This is a genomic window from Paraburkholderia sp. CNPSo 3272 (assembly GCF_024206495.1).
Classification (GTDB): domain Bacteria; phylum Pseudomonadota; class Gammaproteobacteria; order Burkholderiales; family Burkholderiaceae; genus Paraburkholderia.
The window spans coordinates 48,282-64,826 of sequence record NZ_JAMBPQ010000023.1 but is presented as its reverse complement, the minus strand read 5'-3'; the positions used below and the strand labels follow the sequence as shown (position 1 = coordinate 64,826).

Here is a 16,545-nt window from a genome sequence, read left to right as displayed (position 1 = left end):
TAACGAGGCCGTCATGCACACAGCCACCCGCAACCGCGCGCCGCGCGCACACGACGCAAAGGCGAGGCACGATGACACGCATCTTCGCAGCGAAGCCGTGCCGATCGAACTCGCGATCAACGGCGCGCACCATGCGCTGCGCGTCGAACCGTGGACCAGCCTGCTCGACCTGCTGCGCGAGCAGCTTCATCTCACCGGCACGAAGAAAGGTTGCGATCACGGCCAGTGCGGCGCGTGCACGGTGCTCGTCAACGGCGCGCGCATCAATGCGTGTCTCGCGCTCGCCGTGTCGCACGACGGCGCGGAGATCACGACGATCGAGGGAATCGCGCAGGACGACGTGCTGCACCCCGTGCAGCAGGCCTTCATCGACCACGATGCGTTCCAGTGCGGCTACTGCACGCCGGGCCAGATCTGCTCTGCCGTGGGGCTGCTCGCCGAAGGCCACGCCCATTGCCGTGACGACGTGCGCGAGCAGATGAGCGGCAATCTGTGCCGCTGCGGCGCATACGTAAACATCGCGAACGCCGTGGAAAGCGTGCGCCGCGCGCAGGACCTCGCCAGCAGCGAACAAGAAGGAGACGCACCATGAACCGCTTCTCGTACGCGCGCGCGAAGAGCGTGGCCGACGCGGTGCGCCTGCACTACGTCACCCCCGGCGCCGAATTCCTCGCGGGCGGCACGAATCTCGTCGATCTGATGCGCGAGGACGTCATGCGCCCCGCCGCGATCATCGACATCACGCGGCTGCCGTTGCGCGACATCGAGCCGACGCAGGACGGCGGCCTGCGCATTGGCGCGCTCGCCACCAATAGCGCGCTGGCATGGGACGCGCGTGTGATCGAGCGCTATCCGCTGCTCGCGCAGGCGCTGCTCGCCGGGGCGTCCGCGCAGATCCGCAACGCGGCGACCGTGGGCGGCAATCTGCTCCAGCGCACGCGCTGCCTCTACTTTTACGACCCCGCCACCTGCTGCAACAAGCGCGCGCCGGGCACCGGCTGCGCGGCGCTGAACGGCGTGAACCGCATGCACGCGATCTTCGGCGCGAGCGACCACTGCATCGCCACGCATCCATCGGACATGTGCGTCGCGCTCGAAGCGCTCGACGCCTCACTGCACGTGGCAGGCCGGCACGGCACGCGCACGCTGCCCTTCGAAAGCCTGCACCGCCTGCCGGGCCACACGCCGCACCGCGAAACGACGCTCGCCGACGAAGAACTCATCACCGCCGTCGAATTGCCGCGCGAGGGCTATGCGCAGCACTTCACGTATCTGAAGCTGCGCGATCGCCAGTCGTATGCGTTCGCGCTCGTTTCGGTCGCGCTCGGCGTGCGCGTGGAGGGCGGCACGATGTGCGCGCTGGGCTGCGCGCTGGGCGGCGTCGCGCACAAGCCCTGGCGGGACCGCGAAGCAGAAGAGCGGCTGATCGGCCGTGCTGTCGACGACACCCGCGCCATCGAACACTACGCCGACGCCGTGGTCGCGCGCGCCGACCCGCGTCCCGGCAATGCGTTCAAGGTAGATCTCGCGCGGCGCGCGATCGTGCGCGCATTCGAACAGGCGCTGGCACCCCGTGCCGAGGGCGATCGGGTAGAAGACTCCGGGGAGGAATCAGCATGAGTACCGCCTATGAAGCTCGCCGCGCGGCGAGCCCGGTCGCGCGCATCGGCGCGCCGCTTTCGCGCGTGGATGGCCGCAGCAAGGTAAAACGCGTCGACGCGGGCGTGGGCGCGCGCGAGCGCCCGGTACGCGTGGCCGCGCGGTGCCGGCGGCGGCTCGAAGCCGCCCTTCTCCGTGGAGGGGTCGGACCGCGTACGCGTGATTTCGCCGTTCGTGGGCGGCGCGTTCGGCTCCGGCTTGCGGCCGCAATACCATCTGCCGCTAGCGATGATGGCGGCGCGCGTGCTGCGCCTGCCCGTGCGCGTGGCGCTCACGCGCGCGCAGATGTTCACGTTCGGACACCGGCCCGCCTCGATCCAGCACGTTGCGCTCGCCGCGCAAAGCGACGGCCGTCTCGAAGCGATCATCCACGAAGCCGTGGGAGAAACCTCGCAGTTCGAGGACTTCACCGACGTGGTCGTCAACTGGACGGGCCAGCTCTATCGCGCACCGCACGTCCAGCTCGGCTACAAGCTAGGGCGGCTCGACGTGTTCACGCCGCTCGACATGCGTGCGCCCGGCGCCGCGCAAGGTCTCTACGCGCTCGAATGCGCCATGGACGAACTGGCCGTCGCGCTGGACATGGATCCGCTCGAACTGCGCATCCGCAATTACGCCGACGAAGACGCGAACAAGCAGTTGCCGTATTCGAGCAAGGCGCTGCTCGACTGCTACGCGCAAGGCGCCGAGCGTTTTGGCTGGGGCGCGCGCATTGCCACGCCGCGCGCCATGCGCGAGGGCCACGAGCTGGTGGGCTACGGCATGGCCACAGGCATCTGGGAGGCATTGCAGACAGAAGCGACCGTGCGCGCCGTCCTCAATGCGCAAGGACGGCTCGAACTCGCCAGCGCCACGGCCGATATCGGCACCGGCACCTACACCGCCATTTCGCAGATCGCCGCCGACGCGCTGCGCATGGCCATCGACGATGTCGAGTTCACGCTCGGCGACACATCACTGCCGCCCGCGCCGATCGAAGGCGGCTCGTGGACCGTGGCTTCCGTGGGCAGCGCCGCATCGCTCGCCTGCACGCAGTTGCGCTCGCGCCTCGCACAACTGCTGCCCGCGCACGGCGGCGTGTCGTTCGCCAATCTCGACCCCGGTATGCTGGACGAAGCGCTCGTGATCGAAGGCGGTGAGGTGAGGTTGAGCGAGAGCGCTGGCCGGCCCGAGACGCGCGCCCGCATTGCCGACGTTCTCGCCGACGCGGGAATGAAAACGCTCGAAGCGCAGGTCACGCTCAAGCCAGAGGCGCTCCAGAAGCAGTATTCCATGGCGACGCATTCGGCCGTGTTCGCCGAAGTGCGCGTGGACGAAGCGCTCGGCATGGTACGCGTGGCGCGCGTGGTGAGCGCCGTCGCGGCGGGCCGCATCGTCAACCCGAAGACCGCCGCAAACCAGATCGCCGGCGGCGTGGTGTGGGGCATCGGCATGGCGCTCCAGGAGGAAGCGCAATTCGACCATGCGCTCGGGCGCATCATGAATCACAACCTCGCGGAATATCACGTGCCGGTCAATCGCGACATCGGCGAGATCGACGTGCTGTTCGTGGACGAACACGACGACGTGGTGAATCCGCTCGGCGCGAAGGGCGTAGGTGAAATCGGCGTGGTGGGCGTGGCCGCCGCCGTGGCGAACGCGATCTACAACGCCACGGGCAAGCGCGTGCGCGATCTGCCAATCACGCTCGACAAGCTGCTGTGAAACTGGCCCGGACCCGACGCCATGAATGCAACACGAGTGACGCGCCTCAAAGCCCGAGCCTATACGATCCCCACCGACCACCCCGAAGCGGACGGCACCATCGCCTGGCGTTCCACCACGCTCGTGCTGGTCGAAATCGACGCGCTCGGCTTCACCGGCGTGGGCTATACCTATGCGCATGCGAGCGCCACGGCGCTCGTGGAGAGCGTGCTCGGCGACGCCGTGCGTCAGCACGACCTCTTCGACATCGCGCGCATCAACCTCGAAATGCAGCGAGCCGTGCGCAACATCGGCCGGCCGGGCCTCGCGGCCTGCGCGATTTCGGCCGTCGATGCCGCCCTCTGGGACCTCAAGGCGAAGGCGCTCGGCATCCCGCTATGCGCGCTGCGCGGCATGCAGCGCGAGCGCGTGCCCGTGTACGGCAGCGGCGGCTTCACGAGCTACAACCTGAAAACGCTCACGAAGCAGCTGCGCGGCTGGGTCGAGGACGACGGCTGCGCGTGGGTCAAGATGAAAGTCGGCTCGCACCCGGCTGACGACCCGGCGCGCGTGAAGGCGGCGCGCCAGGCGATTGGCAATACGGCGGGCCTCTTTGTCGATGCCAACGGCGCGTATGAGATCAAGGAGGCGCAGTGGCTCGCGCAATGCTTCGCGCAAGAGGACGTGCAGTGGTTCGAGGAGCCGGTCTCGTCGGACGATCGCCGCGGCCTCGCCGCGTTGCGCGCCGCCCTGCCCGCGCGCATGGCGCTCGCGGCGGGCGAATACGCCTACACGGCAGACGACTTCCGCGCACTGCTGGAAAGCCACGCCGTCGACGTGCTGCAGGCCGACGCCACGCGCTGCTGCGGCATCACCGGCTTTCTGCAGGCCGACGCGCTGTGCGATGCGTGGCATACGCCGCTCTCGGCGCATTGCGCGCCGGCGCTGCATCTGCACGTGGCGTGCGCGGCGCGGCGCCTCGTGCATCTCGAGTGGTTTCACGATCACGCGCGCATCGAGGCCATGCTGTTCGAAGGCGCGCCGCGCCTGCACGGCGGGCATATCGCGCCCGACCTCGCGCGCCATGGCCATGGCCTGACGTTCCGGCACGCCGACGCCGAACGCTACCCGGTGCGCTGACGCGCCGTCATTCAACTGTCAGGCGGCCGCGCGGGCACCTGCTGCCAGCCACCCGCGCAGGTCCGTACGTAGGGGTAGTAGGTCTGTGACGCGACGCAGTAGTACCAGACGCCGTATGGCGCCTCGCCACCCTGGCCGCTTTGGCCGCCTTGCCCGTACTGCTCGTTTTGATCGTACATATTGGCGCCGCCGTACTGGGGCTCGGCCTGGGCCTGGCCCTGGCCTTGTTCGATCCACTGCGTGGGCTGCGAGAAATCGCCGGAAACGTAGGGGTAATAGACGCCCGCGACGTACGGCGGATAGTAGTACGGATAGAACGGATAGCCGTAGATGAAGCCGGGGCCGAAGTAGAAGCCGACGCTCGCCGACCCGCAGCAGCCATACCAGCCGTGATAGTAGCCGCCGTGATACCAGCCGTAGCCGTGGTAGTAACCGCCATGGTAGTAGCCGCCGTGGTAATAACCGCCGTGATACCAGGCGCCGCCGTTATAGCCGCCATGGTAGCCGCCGCTCCAGCCGCCGCTGTGATTCGCGCCGCCCCAGCCGCCGCCTCCACCGCCGCCCCAGCCACCGCCGCCGCCATGCACCCATCCGCCGCCTCTGCCCGCGCTCGCCCCGGCGCTGATGCATAACGCCACGAGCACGAGCACGAGTCTGCACAATTCACGCGCTTTCATGATGCTTACCCCGGTAGCCGCAGATCCACACGCTGACCGATAGCCGTCTGGCTTCATAGATCAGTTTAGGCGTCGCAAGCCCATTTTTCCTGTGCGTGCGATCGCGGCGCGTTAGGCGCTGGCTAGTCGTCCTGCCTCGCGATGATGGCCGCGCCGATGAGTCCGCCGTCACTTCGGAACGCGCCCGGAACGACGACGCGTTCGTGAAACTGCCGCAGCGTGCGCTTGCGCACGGCCGCATCCAGCGCGTCGATCAATGGGGCCACATTCGACAGGCCGCCGCAAACCGGGACGACGGTAGCGCCCGTGATATTGACCACGGCCGCGAGCGGTTCCGAGACCAGCGCGAGCCACGCGCAAACGGTGCGCCGCGCGCGCTCGCCGCCGTGCTGCCAGTCGTCGAGAAGGGTGTGGCTGTCTTTGCGTTCGCCGCTCAGGAGTGCGTGGAGGCGTTCCAGACCGCGTGCCGCGCCGATAGTATCGACGCAGCCCACTCGCCCGCAGCCGCAACGCAATGCCATCACGGGCTCCGCGTGGCCCATGCCGTCGAAGTCGACGTGCGTGCTCACGGGCAGCCCGTGGCCCCACTCACCCGCGATGCCGCTCGCGCCGCCCACCACGCGGCCGCCCACGACCAGCCCGCCGCCGACACCGGAGCCGAGGACCACGCCAAACACGACATCGTGGCCCGCGCCTGCGCCCTCGACGGCCTCGGCCAATGCGAGGCAGTCCGCGTCGTTGGCAACGCGGATGCGCCGCTGGAGCCGGGAGGACAACGCCGCGCCGAGCACGCGGCCCGAGACGCATGGGACGTTGGACGCGCAAATCACGCCGCTTGCGGGATCGATCGCGCCCGCCATCGAGATCACGAAGGACGAGCGAGTCTCGCCGATATGACGGGCCACCAGGGCTTCGAGGGCCGCGCCGAACGCCTCCCAGCTGTCGACGGGCGTCGGCACGCATTCGACGAGGCGCACGCTGCCCGGACGGTCCGATACAGCGAGCCTGATGTACGAGCCGCCAATGTCCGCGACAAAGACGCGTGAGTGTTGCCCCTGTTCAACGCTGGTATCTGGCACGCTGGCTCCTCGTTCAGTGCATCGGCGACGCGAGCCTGCAGTTTCAGCGGGCGCGCACGAAATGATGCTCTATCTTCGCGCGCAACACGCCGTCGACGGCCGCGAGCTGTTCGCGCAGCCGGGCCGCCCGCCTTTCGGTCATGTCGCCAAATACGATTTTTTGCTCGAGCACGTCGCCGAAGCGGGTCACGGCCCAACGGTCGACGACCACCTGTTCGCCGTCGAGCACACCGGCAGCGGTCGACACGACGCCGAGGTCCAGACCGGACACCAGATGAACGGTGTGAGTCAACGTGAAACCAGGAAGGCAGTGCGACAGGTCTTCACAGACGGTCGACGAGGAGGAGGTGTCTTGATGCATGATGGCTCCGGATGAAGGTTGATCGAACCGGTGCCAGCCAGGCTGTTCCCGTTTCGTTGCCGTTAATCGGCCGCATCGCCTCGAGGGCTTCCACCTTGCCCGGGAGGGCAGGTTGGCGTCGGTCAGTCCGACTCTGGATGCTTTGCTGCTGCTTGCTTTTTCTTGTTCGATATTCCGAACGAACTTTCATTATACCGAAATCAGGCCGCCGGGCAAGCAGTGCGGCCATGCGCAACTTTAAGCCCGGCCTTCCTGGCCTTCCCGGCCTTCCCGGCCCGCACGCTAGTTCCTGGGAACTGCACCTCGCGATTCGGCCGCCCGGAGGAAATCGAAATCGGCGCCCTTGTCTGCCTGGGTCACGGTGTCGAGAAAGAGCTTCTGATAACCGCGGCTTGCCGTGGGCGCTGTCACTGGATTCGCCTGCGCACGGCGCCGCAGTTCTTCGTCGTCGACGAGCAGGGTGATTTCGCGGTTGGCCACGCTCAAGCGGATGCGGTCGCCGTTGCGGACCTGCGCGAGCGGGCCGCCGATGGCGGCTTCCGGCGTGACGTGCAGCACGATGGTCCCGAATGCCGTGCCGCTCATGCGTCCGTCCGATATCCGCACCATGTCTTTCACGCCGGCCCGCGCCAGTTTCTTCGGGATCGGGATATAGCCGGCCTCCGGCATGCCCGGCGCGCCTTTGGGACCGATGCGCTTGAGGACGATCACGTCGTCGGCATGCACGTCGAGGCCGTCGGAGTCGATGCGGTTCGCCATATCGGTCGCGTCCTCGAACACAACGGCGCGGCCCTCGTGTTCCATGAGCGCCGCCGAGGCGGCCGATTGCTTGATGACCGCGCCGCCCGGCGCAAGATTGCCGCGCAGCACGGCGAGGCCGCCTTGCGGGTAAATGGGCGCGCTGAGCGGCTTCACTACGTCCTGCGCGAAGCGCGGCCCGGCGCGCTCCATCTCCTCGCCCAGGGTGCGGCCGGTCACGGTCATGGCGTCGAGATGCAGCAAGGGCTTCAGTTCATGCAGCAGCGCGGCCATGCCGCCCGCCCGATGAAAATCTTCCATGTAGTGCTCGCCGGACGGCTTCAGGTTGAGCAGTACCGGTGTTTCGCGGCCCATGCGGTCCACGGCGTCCAGATCGATGTCGAAGCCCATGCGCCCGGCAATCGCGGCGAGATGCACGATGCCGTTGGTCGACCCGCCGATGGCCAGCAGCACCCGCAAGCCGTTCTCGAACGACTCGGCGCTGAGCACCTGGTCGATGGTGAGCCGCCGCCTCGCCATCTGCACGGCTTGAGCGCCGGTCTGCTCGGCCACGCGCATGCGGTCCGAGCTCACCGCCGGCGGCGAGGCCCCGCCCGGCATCGTCATGCCCATGGCTTCCGCCACGCAGGCCATGGTGCTGGCCGTGCCCATGACGGCACAGGTGCCGACGCTCGGCACGAGGCGGTCGTTCACCTCGGCGATCTCTTCCGCCGTGACTTCGCCCGCGCGAAACTTGCCCCAGTAGCGGCGGCAATCCGTACACGCGCCGACGCGTTCCCCGCGATGCGCGCCCGTCACCATCGACCCGGTAATGAGCTGGATGGCCGGAATGCCTGCCGACGCCGCGCCCATCAACTGCGCGGGCACCGTCTTGTCACAGCCGCCGATGAGGACGACCGCATCCATGGGCTGCGCGCGAATCATCTCCTCCGTATCCATGGACATGAGGTTGCGCATGAACATGCTGGTCGGCTGCGAAAAGCTCTCGTGGATGGAAATGGTCGGGAATTCCATCGGCAAGCCGCCCGCCAGCAGAATGCCGCGCTTGAGCGCCTCGAGAAGCTGGGGCACGTTGCCATGGCACGGGTTGTACGCACTGCCCGTATTCGTGATGCCGATGACGGGACGCGCGAGCGCGTCGTCGGTATATCCGGCACCCTTGATGAAGGCCTTGCGCAGGAACAGCGAGAAGTCCGTGTCGCCGTAGTTCGTCAATCCGCCACGCATGCCCTGCGGATCATGGGAATCTTTGTCGTCTGGGGAGTGCTTTTCGGACATAACCACCATCCTCGGGTCGGTTCATGAAGCCTGGTCGAAGTGCCGTCGCCGGTAAGGGTACTGCGAATTGCGCCATCAGCGAGGTGGCGCGCGGCCCAGCGTGCGCGCCCGAGATATTTCACGACGCTTTCAATGGCAGATTGAACCGAATGCGCGCAAACTCGGTCAGTCAAGGTACCGGATTTGCTCGCTCTATTCATTTCTGCCCACTAAAGCGAAATTATGTCGACGAAACCGAACCCCGCAACCCAGCCTGACTCTTCCAACGCGGCTTCCCGCGCGGCCCCCAGCGCGAAAGTGCCTGCACATCCGCACAGCGCACCGGCCGCGCCCGCCTCGCCCGCGGGCAAGCATCCCGCGCCGCCCTGCACGCTCGTGATCTTCGGCGCGGGGGGCGATCTGACCAAGCGCCTTTTGATGCCGGCGCTCTACAACCTCGCCGTCGACCGCCTGCTCGACGACGGCATGAAGATCATCGGCGTGAATCATGGCGAGCGCGAGACGAAGGCGTGGTCCGACGACCTGCACGCCTCGCTGGAAAAATTCGCCGCCGACAAGGCGAGCACCTTCCACGCCGGCAAGCTCGACGACAAGGCGTGGGACTGGGTCGCGCAGCGCCTCACCTACATGGCGGGCGAATTCGAGGACGACAGCGCGTTCGAGCGCCTCGCGCAGCAGCTGAACGGCAAGTCGCGCGGCAGCGTCGTGTTCTACCTCGCCGTGGGCGCGCGCTTCTTCAAGCCGATTATCGAACGTCTCGGCAAGGCCGGGCTGCTCGAGGAGGACAACGACAGCAACGGCGTGTTCCGCCGCGTCGTCATCGAAAAGCCCTTCGGCGCCGATCTCGCTTCGGCGCGCGACTTGAACGAGCATGTGCTGCGCTTCGCGAACGAATCGCAGGTCTATCGCATCGACCACTTCCTCGGCAAGGACACGGTGCAGAGCATACTCGCGCTGCGCTTCGCCAACGCCATGTTCGAGCCCGTCTGGCGGCGCGAGTACATCGACAGCGTGCAGATCACCGCCTCGGAAGTGATCGGCGTGGAAGGCCGCGGCAAGTTCTACGAGCAGACAGGCGCGTTTCGCGACATGGTGCCCAATCACCTGTTTCAGCTGCTGGGCATGGTCGCCATGGAGCCGCCCAACTCGTTCGACGCTGAAGCTGTGCGCAACAAGAAGGCCGACATCTTCGATGCGCTCAAGCCGCTCACGCCCGACGACGTGGTGTTCGGGCAATACGCCAAAGGCCCGGCAGGCGTGGGCTACCGCGAAGAACCGGATGTGGCGCAGGACAGCCGCACCGAAACCTACGCCGCCGCGCGGGTGCAGATCGACAACTGGCGCTGGGCGGGCGTGCCGTTCTATCTGCGTACCGGCAAGCGCCTCGCCGCGCGGCGCACGGAGATTTCGGTGCAGTTGAAGAGCGTGCCGTTTCTGCTCTTTCGCGATACGCCGGTCGATACGCTCACGCCCAACGTGCTGACGCTGCGCATCGACCCCTCGCATGGCACGAGCTTCGACTTCAACGTGAAGACGCCGGGGCCGGTCGTGCAGATCGGCCCGGTGCATTCGTCGTTCGACTACGACGACTTCTTCGCGGAGCGCGCCAATGTCGGCTACGAAACCCTGCTTTACGATTGCATGCTCGGCGACCAGACGCTCTTTCAACGCGCCGACGGCATTGAAGCGGCGTGGTCGACGGTGGATGGCGTATTGCACCCGGAACTCGACGCCGCGCCTCCCGTGTACGAGTACGCCGCGGGCAGCGAAGGCCCGGCGCAGGCGGACGCGCTGCTCGCGCGCGACGGGCGGGCGTGGCGCGCCCTCGCGCCGGCGCCAGCGAAGAAGACGTGAACCAGACAGCCAAGGAGGACGTATGACCAAAATCGAAAAGGCGGTCAAGAAAAGCGCTGTGAAAAGCGCGGTAAGTGCAGCACACACCTCGCAGGACATCGAAGATATTCTCGCCATCGACGTAGGCGGAACGGGCCTGAAGGCCGCGATCGTCGACGTGAGCGGCGCGATGCGCACGCAGCGCGTGCGCGTGGCGACGCCGCATCCGTGCCCGCCCGCGTTGCTGGTCGAAACGCTCGCGACGCTCGTCGGCCCGCTGCTCGAGCAGTATCCGGCTACCCACGTTTCGATCGGCTTTCCTGGTTTCGTGCGCAACAATCATGTGATCACGGCGCCGCATCTCGGCCCCGATGACTGGAACGACGTGCCGCTCGCCCAGATGCTCGGCGAGCGCCTCGGCATCGGGTCGGTGCGCATGATCAACGACGCGGAAATGCAGGGCCTCGCTGCGATCGAAGGACAAGGCCTCGAATTCGTGATGACGCTCGGCACGGGCGTGGGCACGGCCATGTTCCGCGACGGCGAACTGATGCCGCACCTCGAACTCGCGCATCATCCGGTCAGCAGGAAGCGCGCTTACGACGAGTACATCGGCGACGCCGCGCGCAGCAAGGCCGGCAACAAACGCTGGAACGCGCGCGTCGAGAAGATCATCGGCATCCTCGACTCGCTCGTGCATTACGACAAGCTGTGGATAGGCGGCGGCAACGCGGCTCGCCTCACGTTGAATCTGCCGCCGAACGTGGCGACCGTGCCGAACGATCGCGGCATCGAGGGCGGCGCGCGCCTGTGGCATCCGCGTTCGGTGCGCGAAACGCGGCAGTTGCCCGCGGCCACGCAGCGCGCGGGCAAGTTCCGCTAGCGGATCGTTCAAGGCTTAGGCGCGGGCCGCGCCGCTACCCTTGCGGGCTTGCCCGCCCCCATCTGCGAACAGTTCGATCACGAGTTCGCGCAGCCAGCGGTTGCCCTCGTCGTGCTGCACGCGCGCGTGCCAGAGCAAATGAATGGGCGCGGCGGGCAGCTTCATGGGCAGCGCGCTCAGGCTCAGCGAAAACGGCTTCGCCAGTTGCAGCGCCAGCCGCTCCGGCACCGTGGCAATCAGATCGGTGCGTTCGAGGATGTAGCCCACGCTCATGAAGTGCGGCACCGAGAGCCGCACCTGACGCTTCACGCCGCGCCGTTTCAGCCACTCGTCGACCTGGCCGTGCCCCGTGCCCGCCGACACCACTACCAGATGTTCGGCCTCGCGCCACCCCGGGAGCGTGAGCGGAGCGTTTTCCAACGGATGACCCCGCCTGAAGAGGCAGACATAGCGCTGATCGAAGAGGCGCCGCTGATAGAACCCGCCTTTGAGTTGCGGCAGCAGTCCGATGGCGAGATCGACCCGGCCGTCGGCCATCTCTTCGCTGAGATTGACGCCCGTATTGCGCACGGTGTTGAGCGCGACGCCCGGCGCTTCGCGCGCGAGGCGCTCGAGCAGCGCAGGCAGAAACACGACCTCGCCGATGTCGGTCATGCCGATCGTCATGGTGCGCGTGGCGCGCAGCGGATCGAAACCGGTCAAAGGATTGAGGGCGCCGTGCAGCGTGGCAAGTGCCTGCGCAACCGGCTCCGCGAGACGCAGTGCGAACGGCGTGGGCACCACGCCACCCGGCCCGCGCACGAAGAGCGGATCGCCGAGCAGGCGGCGCAACTTCGCGAGTGCGTTGCTCACGCCGGGCTGACTCATGTTCATCTGCTCGGCCACGCTCGCCACGCGCCGCTCCCGCATGAGCCGATGAAAAAGCAGCAGCAGGTTGAGATCGATGTCGCCCAGTTCCATTCATTCAATCCAGTGATGAATTAGATTCGTCCCATTTTATTGTGGAATGAAGAGAGGCTGCCGAGAATACGGACACGGTATGCGCGGTCACGAACCAGCGCCAGCCGCCCCCACAAACTGAATATCGGAGACAGAGTCATGAAATCACCTGATCTGAAGATTGCGATCGTCGGCGCTGGCATCGGCGGCCTCACACTGGCTCTCGCGCTGCGCGAGCACGGCATCGACGCTCAACTCTTCGAGCAGACCGACGAGCTGCGCGAAGTGGGTGCGGCCGTCGCGCTCTCGGCCAATGCCACGCGCTTCTACGAGCGCATGGGCCTGCGCCCGGCCTTCGAAAAAGTCTGCGCGGAAGTGCCGGGACTCGTCTATCGCGACGGACGCAGCGGCGCGGTGATCGGCCACCATCGCGGGGCACCGGATTACCGCGAGCAATTCGGCGGTTCGTACTGGGGCGTGCATCGCGCCGATCTGCAAGCGGTGCTGTCGGGCGCGGTCGGACTCGAGCGGATCAAGCTCAGCCATCGGCTCGTCGATCTCGCGCAGCACGCCGATCGCGTGAGCCTGACGTTCGCCAACGGCGAACGCGTCGATGCCGATCTCGTGATCGGCGCCGACGGCGCGCGTTCGATCACGCGACGCTGGATGCTGGGTTACGACGACGCGCTGTATTCGGGCTGCTCGGGCTTTCGCGGCGTCGTGCCCGCGGAGCGCATGAACCTGTTGCCCGATCCCGAGACCATTCAGTTCTGGGTCGGGCCGGGCGGCCATCTGCTGCACTATCCGATTGGCGACAAGGGCGACCAGAACTTCCTGCTGGTCGAGCGCCATCCCTCGCCGTGGCCCTCGCGCGAGTGGGTCATGCCTGCCCAGGAAGGCGAGCAACTGCGCCTCTTCAAGGACTGGCACCCAGCCGTCGTGCAGATGATCACCGCCGTGCCGATCAGCCAGCGCTGGGGGCTGTTCCACCGTCCGCCGCTCGGCCGCTGGAGCAAGGGCCGCATCACGTTGATCGGCGACGCCGCGCATGCGCTCGTGCCGCACCACGGCCAGGGCGCGAACCAGTCGATCGAGGATGCCGTGGTGCTGGCCGACCAGTTGACCAAGGCGGGCCCGGGTAACTGGCGCGAAGCGCAGGAAGCCTACGAGCGCCTGCGCCGGGGCCGCACGCGCAAGGTGCAGTACGCTTCGATCACCGCGGCGGACGTGCTGCATCTGCCCGATGGCCCCGCTGCGCAGGAGCGCAACGCCCGGCTCGGCTCGCGCGAGGGCGTGCTGAATCATCTGGACTGGATCCACGATTTCGACGCGCTTGCACAGGAGCCGAACGAGCGCCAAGGGGGAACGTGGCTTTAAAGGGGACCGGCAAGTTGCGCAGTTAATGATCCGTTAATCTCGGCACGCTAGAATCGCCGCTTTCGACCGATCATTCCTCAGCACGGAGCGCCCATGCAAATCGCCGCCGATTCGCGCTACGACCTCGTTGCGCGCCTGCTTCACTGGCTCGTCGTCGCACTAGTGGCGGCGCAGTTCGTGATCGGCTGGACCATGCCCGATGTGCACCGCGACACGCGCCCCGTGGGTGAAATTGCGTGGCATCTGGGCGTCGGCACGGCGCTCCTCGCCGCCATGGTGTGCCGTCTGCTCTGGCGCGCCACCCATCGCCCGCCGCCCGACGACCAGACGCCGTTCATGCGCGCCGTGGCGGCCCTCACGCATGTCGGCCTCTACGCGCTGCTCATCGCAGTGCCCTTGCTCGGATGGATCAACGCCTCGTCGCGCGCGTGGGACGTCACGCTGTTCGGCGCCATCCCGCTGCCCGCGCTCTCCCCTGCCGGTTCGTCGTTCGGGCACGCCATGGGCGACGTCCACAGCGTGCTCGCGTGGGTACTGTTCGCGTTCATTTGCATGCATGTGGCCGCGGCGCTCTTTCATCGCTTCGTACTCAACGACCGTGTGCTGCAACGCATGAAGCTCTAGGCGCGCCGCAAGGCGGCCGGGCTCACAGCGCCATGCCGCCGTCGATGGTGAGACTCGACTCCGTCATAGAGCCGGACTCCTTGCGCGCGAGCCACGCTACACCGTCACCACGATCTTGCCGAACTGCCCATTGGTTTCGAGGTAGCGGTGCGCATCCACGATCTGTTCGAACGTGAAGGTACGATCGATAACGGGCTTGAGAGCGCCGCTTTCGAGTCCCTTTAACACGTATTCCACGGCGGCCTTGCGGCGCTCTGCGTCGCCGCTCGTGAGCCAGATGTTGTGGGCCTTCACGCTCACGACCTTCGCGATCATCTCCAGCACCGGCAGCGTCGTGGCACGTTCATCGAGCGCGCCGTAGAGATACGCGATCCCCTGGAATGACAGCGCCGAAATCAGCTTCGCGAAGCTTGGGCCACCGACCGGATCGAAAACGACACGCGCCCCCTTGCCGCCGGTAATGCGCATGATCTCGTCCAGCAGATCCGTCTCGTCGGTCACGACCACGTGCGCCGCGCCCGCGTCGAGCAACGGTTGTTTCTTGGCGGTGTGACGCGTGACCGCGATCGAAGTCGCGCCCGCGTAATTCGCTATCTGGATCGCCGCGAGTCCGACACTGCTCGACGCGGCCCGCACGACGACAAAGTCGCCGGCGCGCACCTTCGCATCTTCGATCAGCGCGCCGTACGCGGTGACGAACATCATCCACACCGACGCGGCTTGCGCGAACGAAAGCGATTCAGGATGCCTGACGATTGCATAGTCCGGCACGACGATGCTTTCTCCGTACGTGAAGTACTGATTCATCGAAAACGACGGGATCACGTTGACCTTGTCTCCCGGTGCGATGCCGGCCACCCCCTCGCCCACCGCCTCGACAATGCCGGCCGCTTCGTACCCGAGTCCTGCCGGAAAGCGTGCGGGCTCGATGTACTGGTCGGCGCGCCACATCGATTCCGCGCGATTCAGACCAATGGCTTTCACGTCGATGCGAACTTCGCCGGCGCCAGGGGCGCGTACCGGTTCGTCCACGAATTGCAGCACTTCCGGGCCACCTGCTTGTGCAAACCTGACTGTGCGGGACATGACTGACTCCTGCTTCGGTTGATGAGGACGCAATGAGCGCATCACAAGGCCGTTGCGACCTGTGAGTTCGACTGGGCCCGATATCGACAGTTTGGGCTGCGACGTGAACAGCCGCTGCTGCGCGGCGACGGTCAGGCTGCCGGTTTCGGCCACCGCCACAAAATACCGCAGATGCCGCAATTCCATCGCGCGATCCAGTCTCGCCATGCCTCGCGGGTATGCCGGCAAGCCTACAAAGTCTTTTTCCGCCGCACAAGCGCGCTCTACAGTTCGGCACAACGCTTGTCGAAGAAGACGCGCAGGCCGCGACTGACCCGACTCGCACAACATTCACGGAGCCATACCATGAGCATCAGCACCCAACCTGTCGTTTTGATTACCGGCGCGTTGACCGGCATCGGCCGCGCCACCGCTCTCGCTTACGCTCGCGACAAGGCGCGCGTGGTCGTTTCCGGCCGCCGCGAGGAGCCCGGCCGCGCGTTAGCGGACGAACTCCGCGAACTCGGCGCACAAGCCGAATACATCCACGCCGACGTCAGCCGGGAAGACGACGTGCGCGCGCTGGTCGAGCGCACGATCGAACGTTTCGGCCGCATCGATATCGCTGTCAACTCGGCCGGCGTCGAAGGCGAGTCCGGCCCCATCACCGAACAAACGCCGCAGAATTACGCGGCCGTGTTCGACGCGAACGTGCTCGGCACGCTGCTCGCGATGAAGCACGAACTGCGCGCCATGACGGCGCAGGGCAGCGGCAGCATCGTCAACGTTTCGTCGACCATGGGCTCCCGCGGCGCGCCCAATGCCGCGCTCTACGTGGCGAGCAAGCACGCCGTGGAAGGCCTCACGAAGTCGGCCGCACTGGAAGCCGCGCCGTTCGGTGTGCGCGTGAACGCCGTGGCGCCCGGCCCCGTGCAGACCGCCATGCTCGACCGCTTCATGCCCGACCCGCAGCGCAAGGCGACCTCGCTCGCAAGCGTGCCGCTCAAGCGCGCCGGCAACCCCGGGGAGATCGCCGACGCGATCCGCTTCGTCGCTTCCGGCGCGGCCAGCTTCATGACGGGCGAAGTGCTGCGCGTGAACGGCGGGCGCACGGCGGCGTAGTGCTCGTTGCGCCGCCGCCCAGGCCAGAGGCCGCTCGCATACACTGATGCGGGCCGCCGATTTCGC

14 protein-coding genes, 2 pseudogenes and 1 riboswitch are annotated in these 16,545 nt (G+C 66.7%); of the genes and pseudogenes, 9 read left to right on the top strand and 7 right to left on the bottom strand.

Annotation, left to right across the window (positions count from 1 at the left end):
• The first annotated feature begins 13 nt into the window (after window positions 1–13).
• From M3I53_RS24815 to M3I53_RS24800, 4 genes and pseudogenes are all read left to right on the top strand, one after another.
• Complete coding sequence (locus M3I53_RS24815; RefSeq protein ID WP_254318488.1) at window positions 14–592, top strand: (2Fe-2S)-binding protein; 579 nt, start codon at window positions 14–16, stop codon at window positions 590–592.
• Entirely contained in the window at window positions 589–1,620 is a 1,032-nt protein-coding gene (locus tag M3I53_RS24810) for a xanthine dehydrogenase family protein subunit M (protein WP_254318487.1), read from the top strand. The genes M3I53_RS24815 and M3I53_RS24810 overlap by 4 nt, the downstream gene beginning before the upstream one ends.
• A gap of 186 nt (window positions 1,621–1,806) precedes the next feature.
• A pseudogene (locus M3I53_RS24805) lies at window positions 1,807–3,363 on the top strand (xanthine dehydrogenase family protein molybdopterin-binding subunit); the annotation flags it as partial.
• A gap of 21 nt (window positions 3,364–3,384) precedes the next feature.
• Window positions 3,385–4,482, top strand: coding sequence for an enolase C-terminal domain-like protein (locus tag M3I53_RS24800; RefSeq protein ID WP_254318486.1), 1,098 nt, complete (start codon window positions 3,385–3,387; stop codon window positions 4,480–4,482).
• Window positions 4,483–4,493: 11 nt separating this feature from the next.
• Here M3I53_RS24800 and M3I53_RS24795 read toward each other — a convergent pair whose 3' ends face one another.
• From M3I53_RS24795 to M3I53_RS24780, 4 genes are all read right to left on the bottom strand, one after another.
• A complete protein-coding gene (locus tag M3I53_RS24795; protein ID WP_254318485.1) occupies window positions 4,494–5,159 on the bottom strand; it encodes a hypothetical protein in 666 nt (221 codons plus the stop codon).
• A 122-nt stretch (window positions 5,160–5,281) separates the two neighbouring features.
• A complete protein-coding gene (locus tag M3I53_RS24790) occupies window positions 5,282–6,238 on the bottom strand; it encodes an ROK family protein (RefSeq protein ID WP_254318484.1) in 957 nt (318 codons plus the stop codon).
• A 43-nt stretch (window positions 6,239–6,281) separates the two neighbouring features.
• The gene (locus M3I53_RS24785; protein WP_254318483.1) at window positions 6,282–6,599 is read right to left on the bottom strand and encodes a hypothetical protein; all 318 of its coding nucleotides are present in this window, start codon (window positions 6,597–6,599) and stop codon (window positions 6,282–6,284) included.
• A 42-nt stretch (window positions 6,600–6,641) separates the two neighbouring features.
• Window positions 6,642–6,745: riboswitch (SAM-I-IV-variant riboswitch) on the bottom strand.
• Between the two features lie 136 nt (window positions 6,746–6,881).
• Window positions 6,882–8,636, bottom strand: a complete 1,755-nt coding sequence (locus M3I53_RS24780) for an IlvD/Edd family dehydratase (protein WP_254318482.1) — start codon at window positions 8,634–8,636, stop codon at window positions 6,882–6,884.
• Window positions 8,637–8,858: 222 nt separating this feature from the next.
• Between M3I53_RS24780 and zwf the strand changes: the two genes are divergently transcribed.
• Window positions 8,859–10,490: a glucose-6-phosphate dehydrogenase gene (gene zwf, locus M3I53_RS24775; RefSeq protein WP_254318481.1), complete on the top strand. Its 1,632-nt coding sequence runs from the start codon at window positions 8,859–8,861 to the stop codon at window positions 10,488–10,490.
• Between the two features lie 22 nt (window positions 10,491–10,512).
• The gene (locus M3I53_RS24770) at window positions 10,513–11,352 is read left to right on the top strand and encodes an ROK family protein (RefSeq protein WP_254318480.1); all 840 of its coding nucleotides are present in this window, start codon (window positions 10,513–10,515) and stop codon (window positions 11,350–11,352) included.
• A 15-nt stretch (window positions 11,353–11,367) separates the two neighbouring features.
• Here M3I53_RS24770 and M3I53_RS24765 read toward each other — a convergent pair whose 3' ends face one another.
• The gene (locus M3I53_RS24765) at window positions 11,368–12,312 is read right to left on the bottom strand and encodes a LysR family transcriptional regulator (protein WP_254318479.1); all 945 of its coding nucleotides are present in this window, start codon (window positions 12,310–12,312) and stop codon (window positions 11,368–11,370) included.
• Between the two features lie 138 nt (window positions 12,313–12,450).
• On the opposite strand from M3I53_RS24765, the gene M3I53_RS24760 reads away from it, so the two are divergent.
• Entirely contained in the window at window positions 12,451–13,668 is a 1,218-nt protein-coding gene (locus tag M3I53_RS24760) for an FAD-dependent monooxygenase (RefSeq protein WP_254318478.1), read from the top strand.
• Window positions 13,669–13,761: 93 nt separating this feature from the next.
• Window positions 13,762–14,292, top strand: coding sequence for a cytochrome b (locus tag M3I53_RS24755; RefSeq protein WP_302057829.1), 531 nt, complete (start codon window positions 13,762–13,764; stop codon window positions 14,290–14,292).
• A 96-nt stretch (window positions 14,293–14,388) separates the two neighbouring features.
• Here M3I53_RS24755 and M3I53_RS24750 read toward each other — a convergent pair whose 3' ends face one another.
• On the bottom strand, window positions 14,389–15,378 hold the full coding sequence (locus M3I53_RS24750; RefSeq protein WP_254318477.1) for a zinc-dependent alcohol dehydrogenase family protein: 990 nt from the start codon (window positions 15,376–15,378) through the stop codon (window positions 14,389–14,391).
• A gap of 96 nt (window positions 15,379–15,474) precedes the next feature.
• A pseudogene (locus tag M3I53_RS38685) lies at window positions 15,475–15,564 on the bottom strand (LysR family transcriptional regulator); the annotation flags it as partial.
• 159 nt (window positions 15,565–15,723) lie between these two features.
• On the opposite strand from M3I53_RS38685, the gene M3I53_RS24745 reads away from it, so the two are divergent.
• The gene (locus M3I53_RS24745; RefSeq protein WP_254318476.1) at window positions 15,724–16,479 is read left to right on the top strand and encodes an SDR family NAD(P)-dependent oxidoreductase; all 756 of its coding nucleotides are present in this window, start codon (window positions 15,724–15,726) and stop codon (window positions 16,477–16,479) included.
• Window positions 16,480–16,545: the final 66 nt, after the last annotated feature.

Excerpts from the sequence above, each read along its gene's own strand:
- M3I53_RS24750 (WP_254318477.1), bottom strand. The coding sequence starts at position 15,378 with ATGTCCCGCACAGTCAGGTTTGCACAAGCAGGTGGCCCGGAAGTGCTG.
- M3I53_RS24765 (WP_254318479.1), bottom strand. The coding sequence starts at position 12,312 with ATGGAACTGGGCGACATCGATCTCAACCTGCTGCTGCTTTTTCATCGG.
- M3I53_RS24800 (WP_254318486.1), top strand. The coding sequence starts at position 3,385 with ATGAATGCAACACGAGTGACGCGCCTCAAAGCCCGAGCCTATACGATC.
- zwf (WP_254318481.1), top strand. The coding sequence starts at position 8,859 with ATGTCGACGAAACCGAACCCCGCAACCCAGCCTGACTCTTCCAACGCG.
- M3I53_RS24755 (WP_302057829.1), top strand. The coding sequence starts at position 13,762 with ATGCAAATCGCCGCCGATTCGCGCTACGACCTCGTTGCGCGCCTGCTT.
- M3I53_RS24745 (WP_254318476.1), top strand. The coding sequence starts at position 15,724 with ATGAGCATCAGCACCCAACCTGTCGTTTTGATTACCGGCGCGTTGACC.
- M3I53_RS24795 (WP_254318485.1), bottom strand. The coding sequence starts at position 5,159 with ATGAAAGCGCGTGAATTGTGCAGACTCGTGCTCGTGCTCGTGGCGTTA.
- M3I53_RS24780 (WP_254318482.1), bottom strand. The coding sequence starts at position 8,636 with ATGTCCGAAAAGCACTCCCCAGACGACAAAGATTCCCATGATCCGCAG.
- M3I53_RS24770 (WP_254318480.1), top strand. The coding sequence starts at position 10,513 with ATGACCAAAATCGAAAAGGCGGTCAAGAAAAGCGCTGTGAAAAGCGCG.
- M3I53_RS24760 (WP_254318478.1), top strand. The coding sequence starts at position 12,451 with ATGAAATCACCTGATCTGAAGATTGCGATCGTCGGCGCTGGCATCGGC.
- M3I53_RS24815 (WP_254318488.1), top strand. The coding sequence starts at position 14 with ATGCACACAGCCACCCGCAACCGCGCGCCGCGCGCACACGACGCAAAG.
- M3I53_RS24785 (WP_254318483.1), bottom strand. The coding sequence starts at position 6,599 with ATGCATCAAGACACCTCCTCCTCGTCGACCGTCTGTGAAGACCTGTCG.
- M3I53_RS24810 (WP_254318487.1), top strand. The coding sequence starts at position 589 with ATGAACCGCTTCTCGTACGCGCGCGCGAAGAGCGTGGCCGACGCGGTG.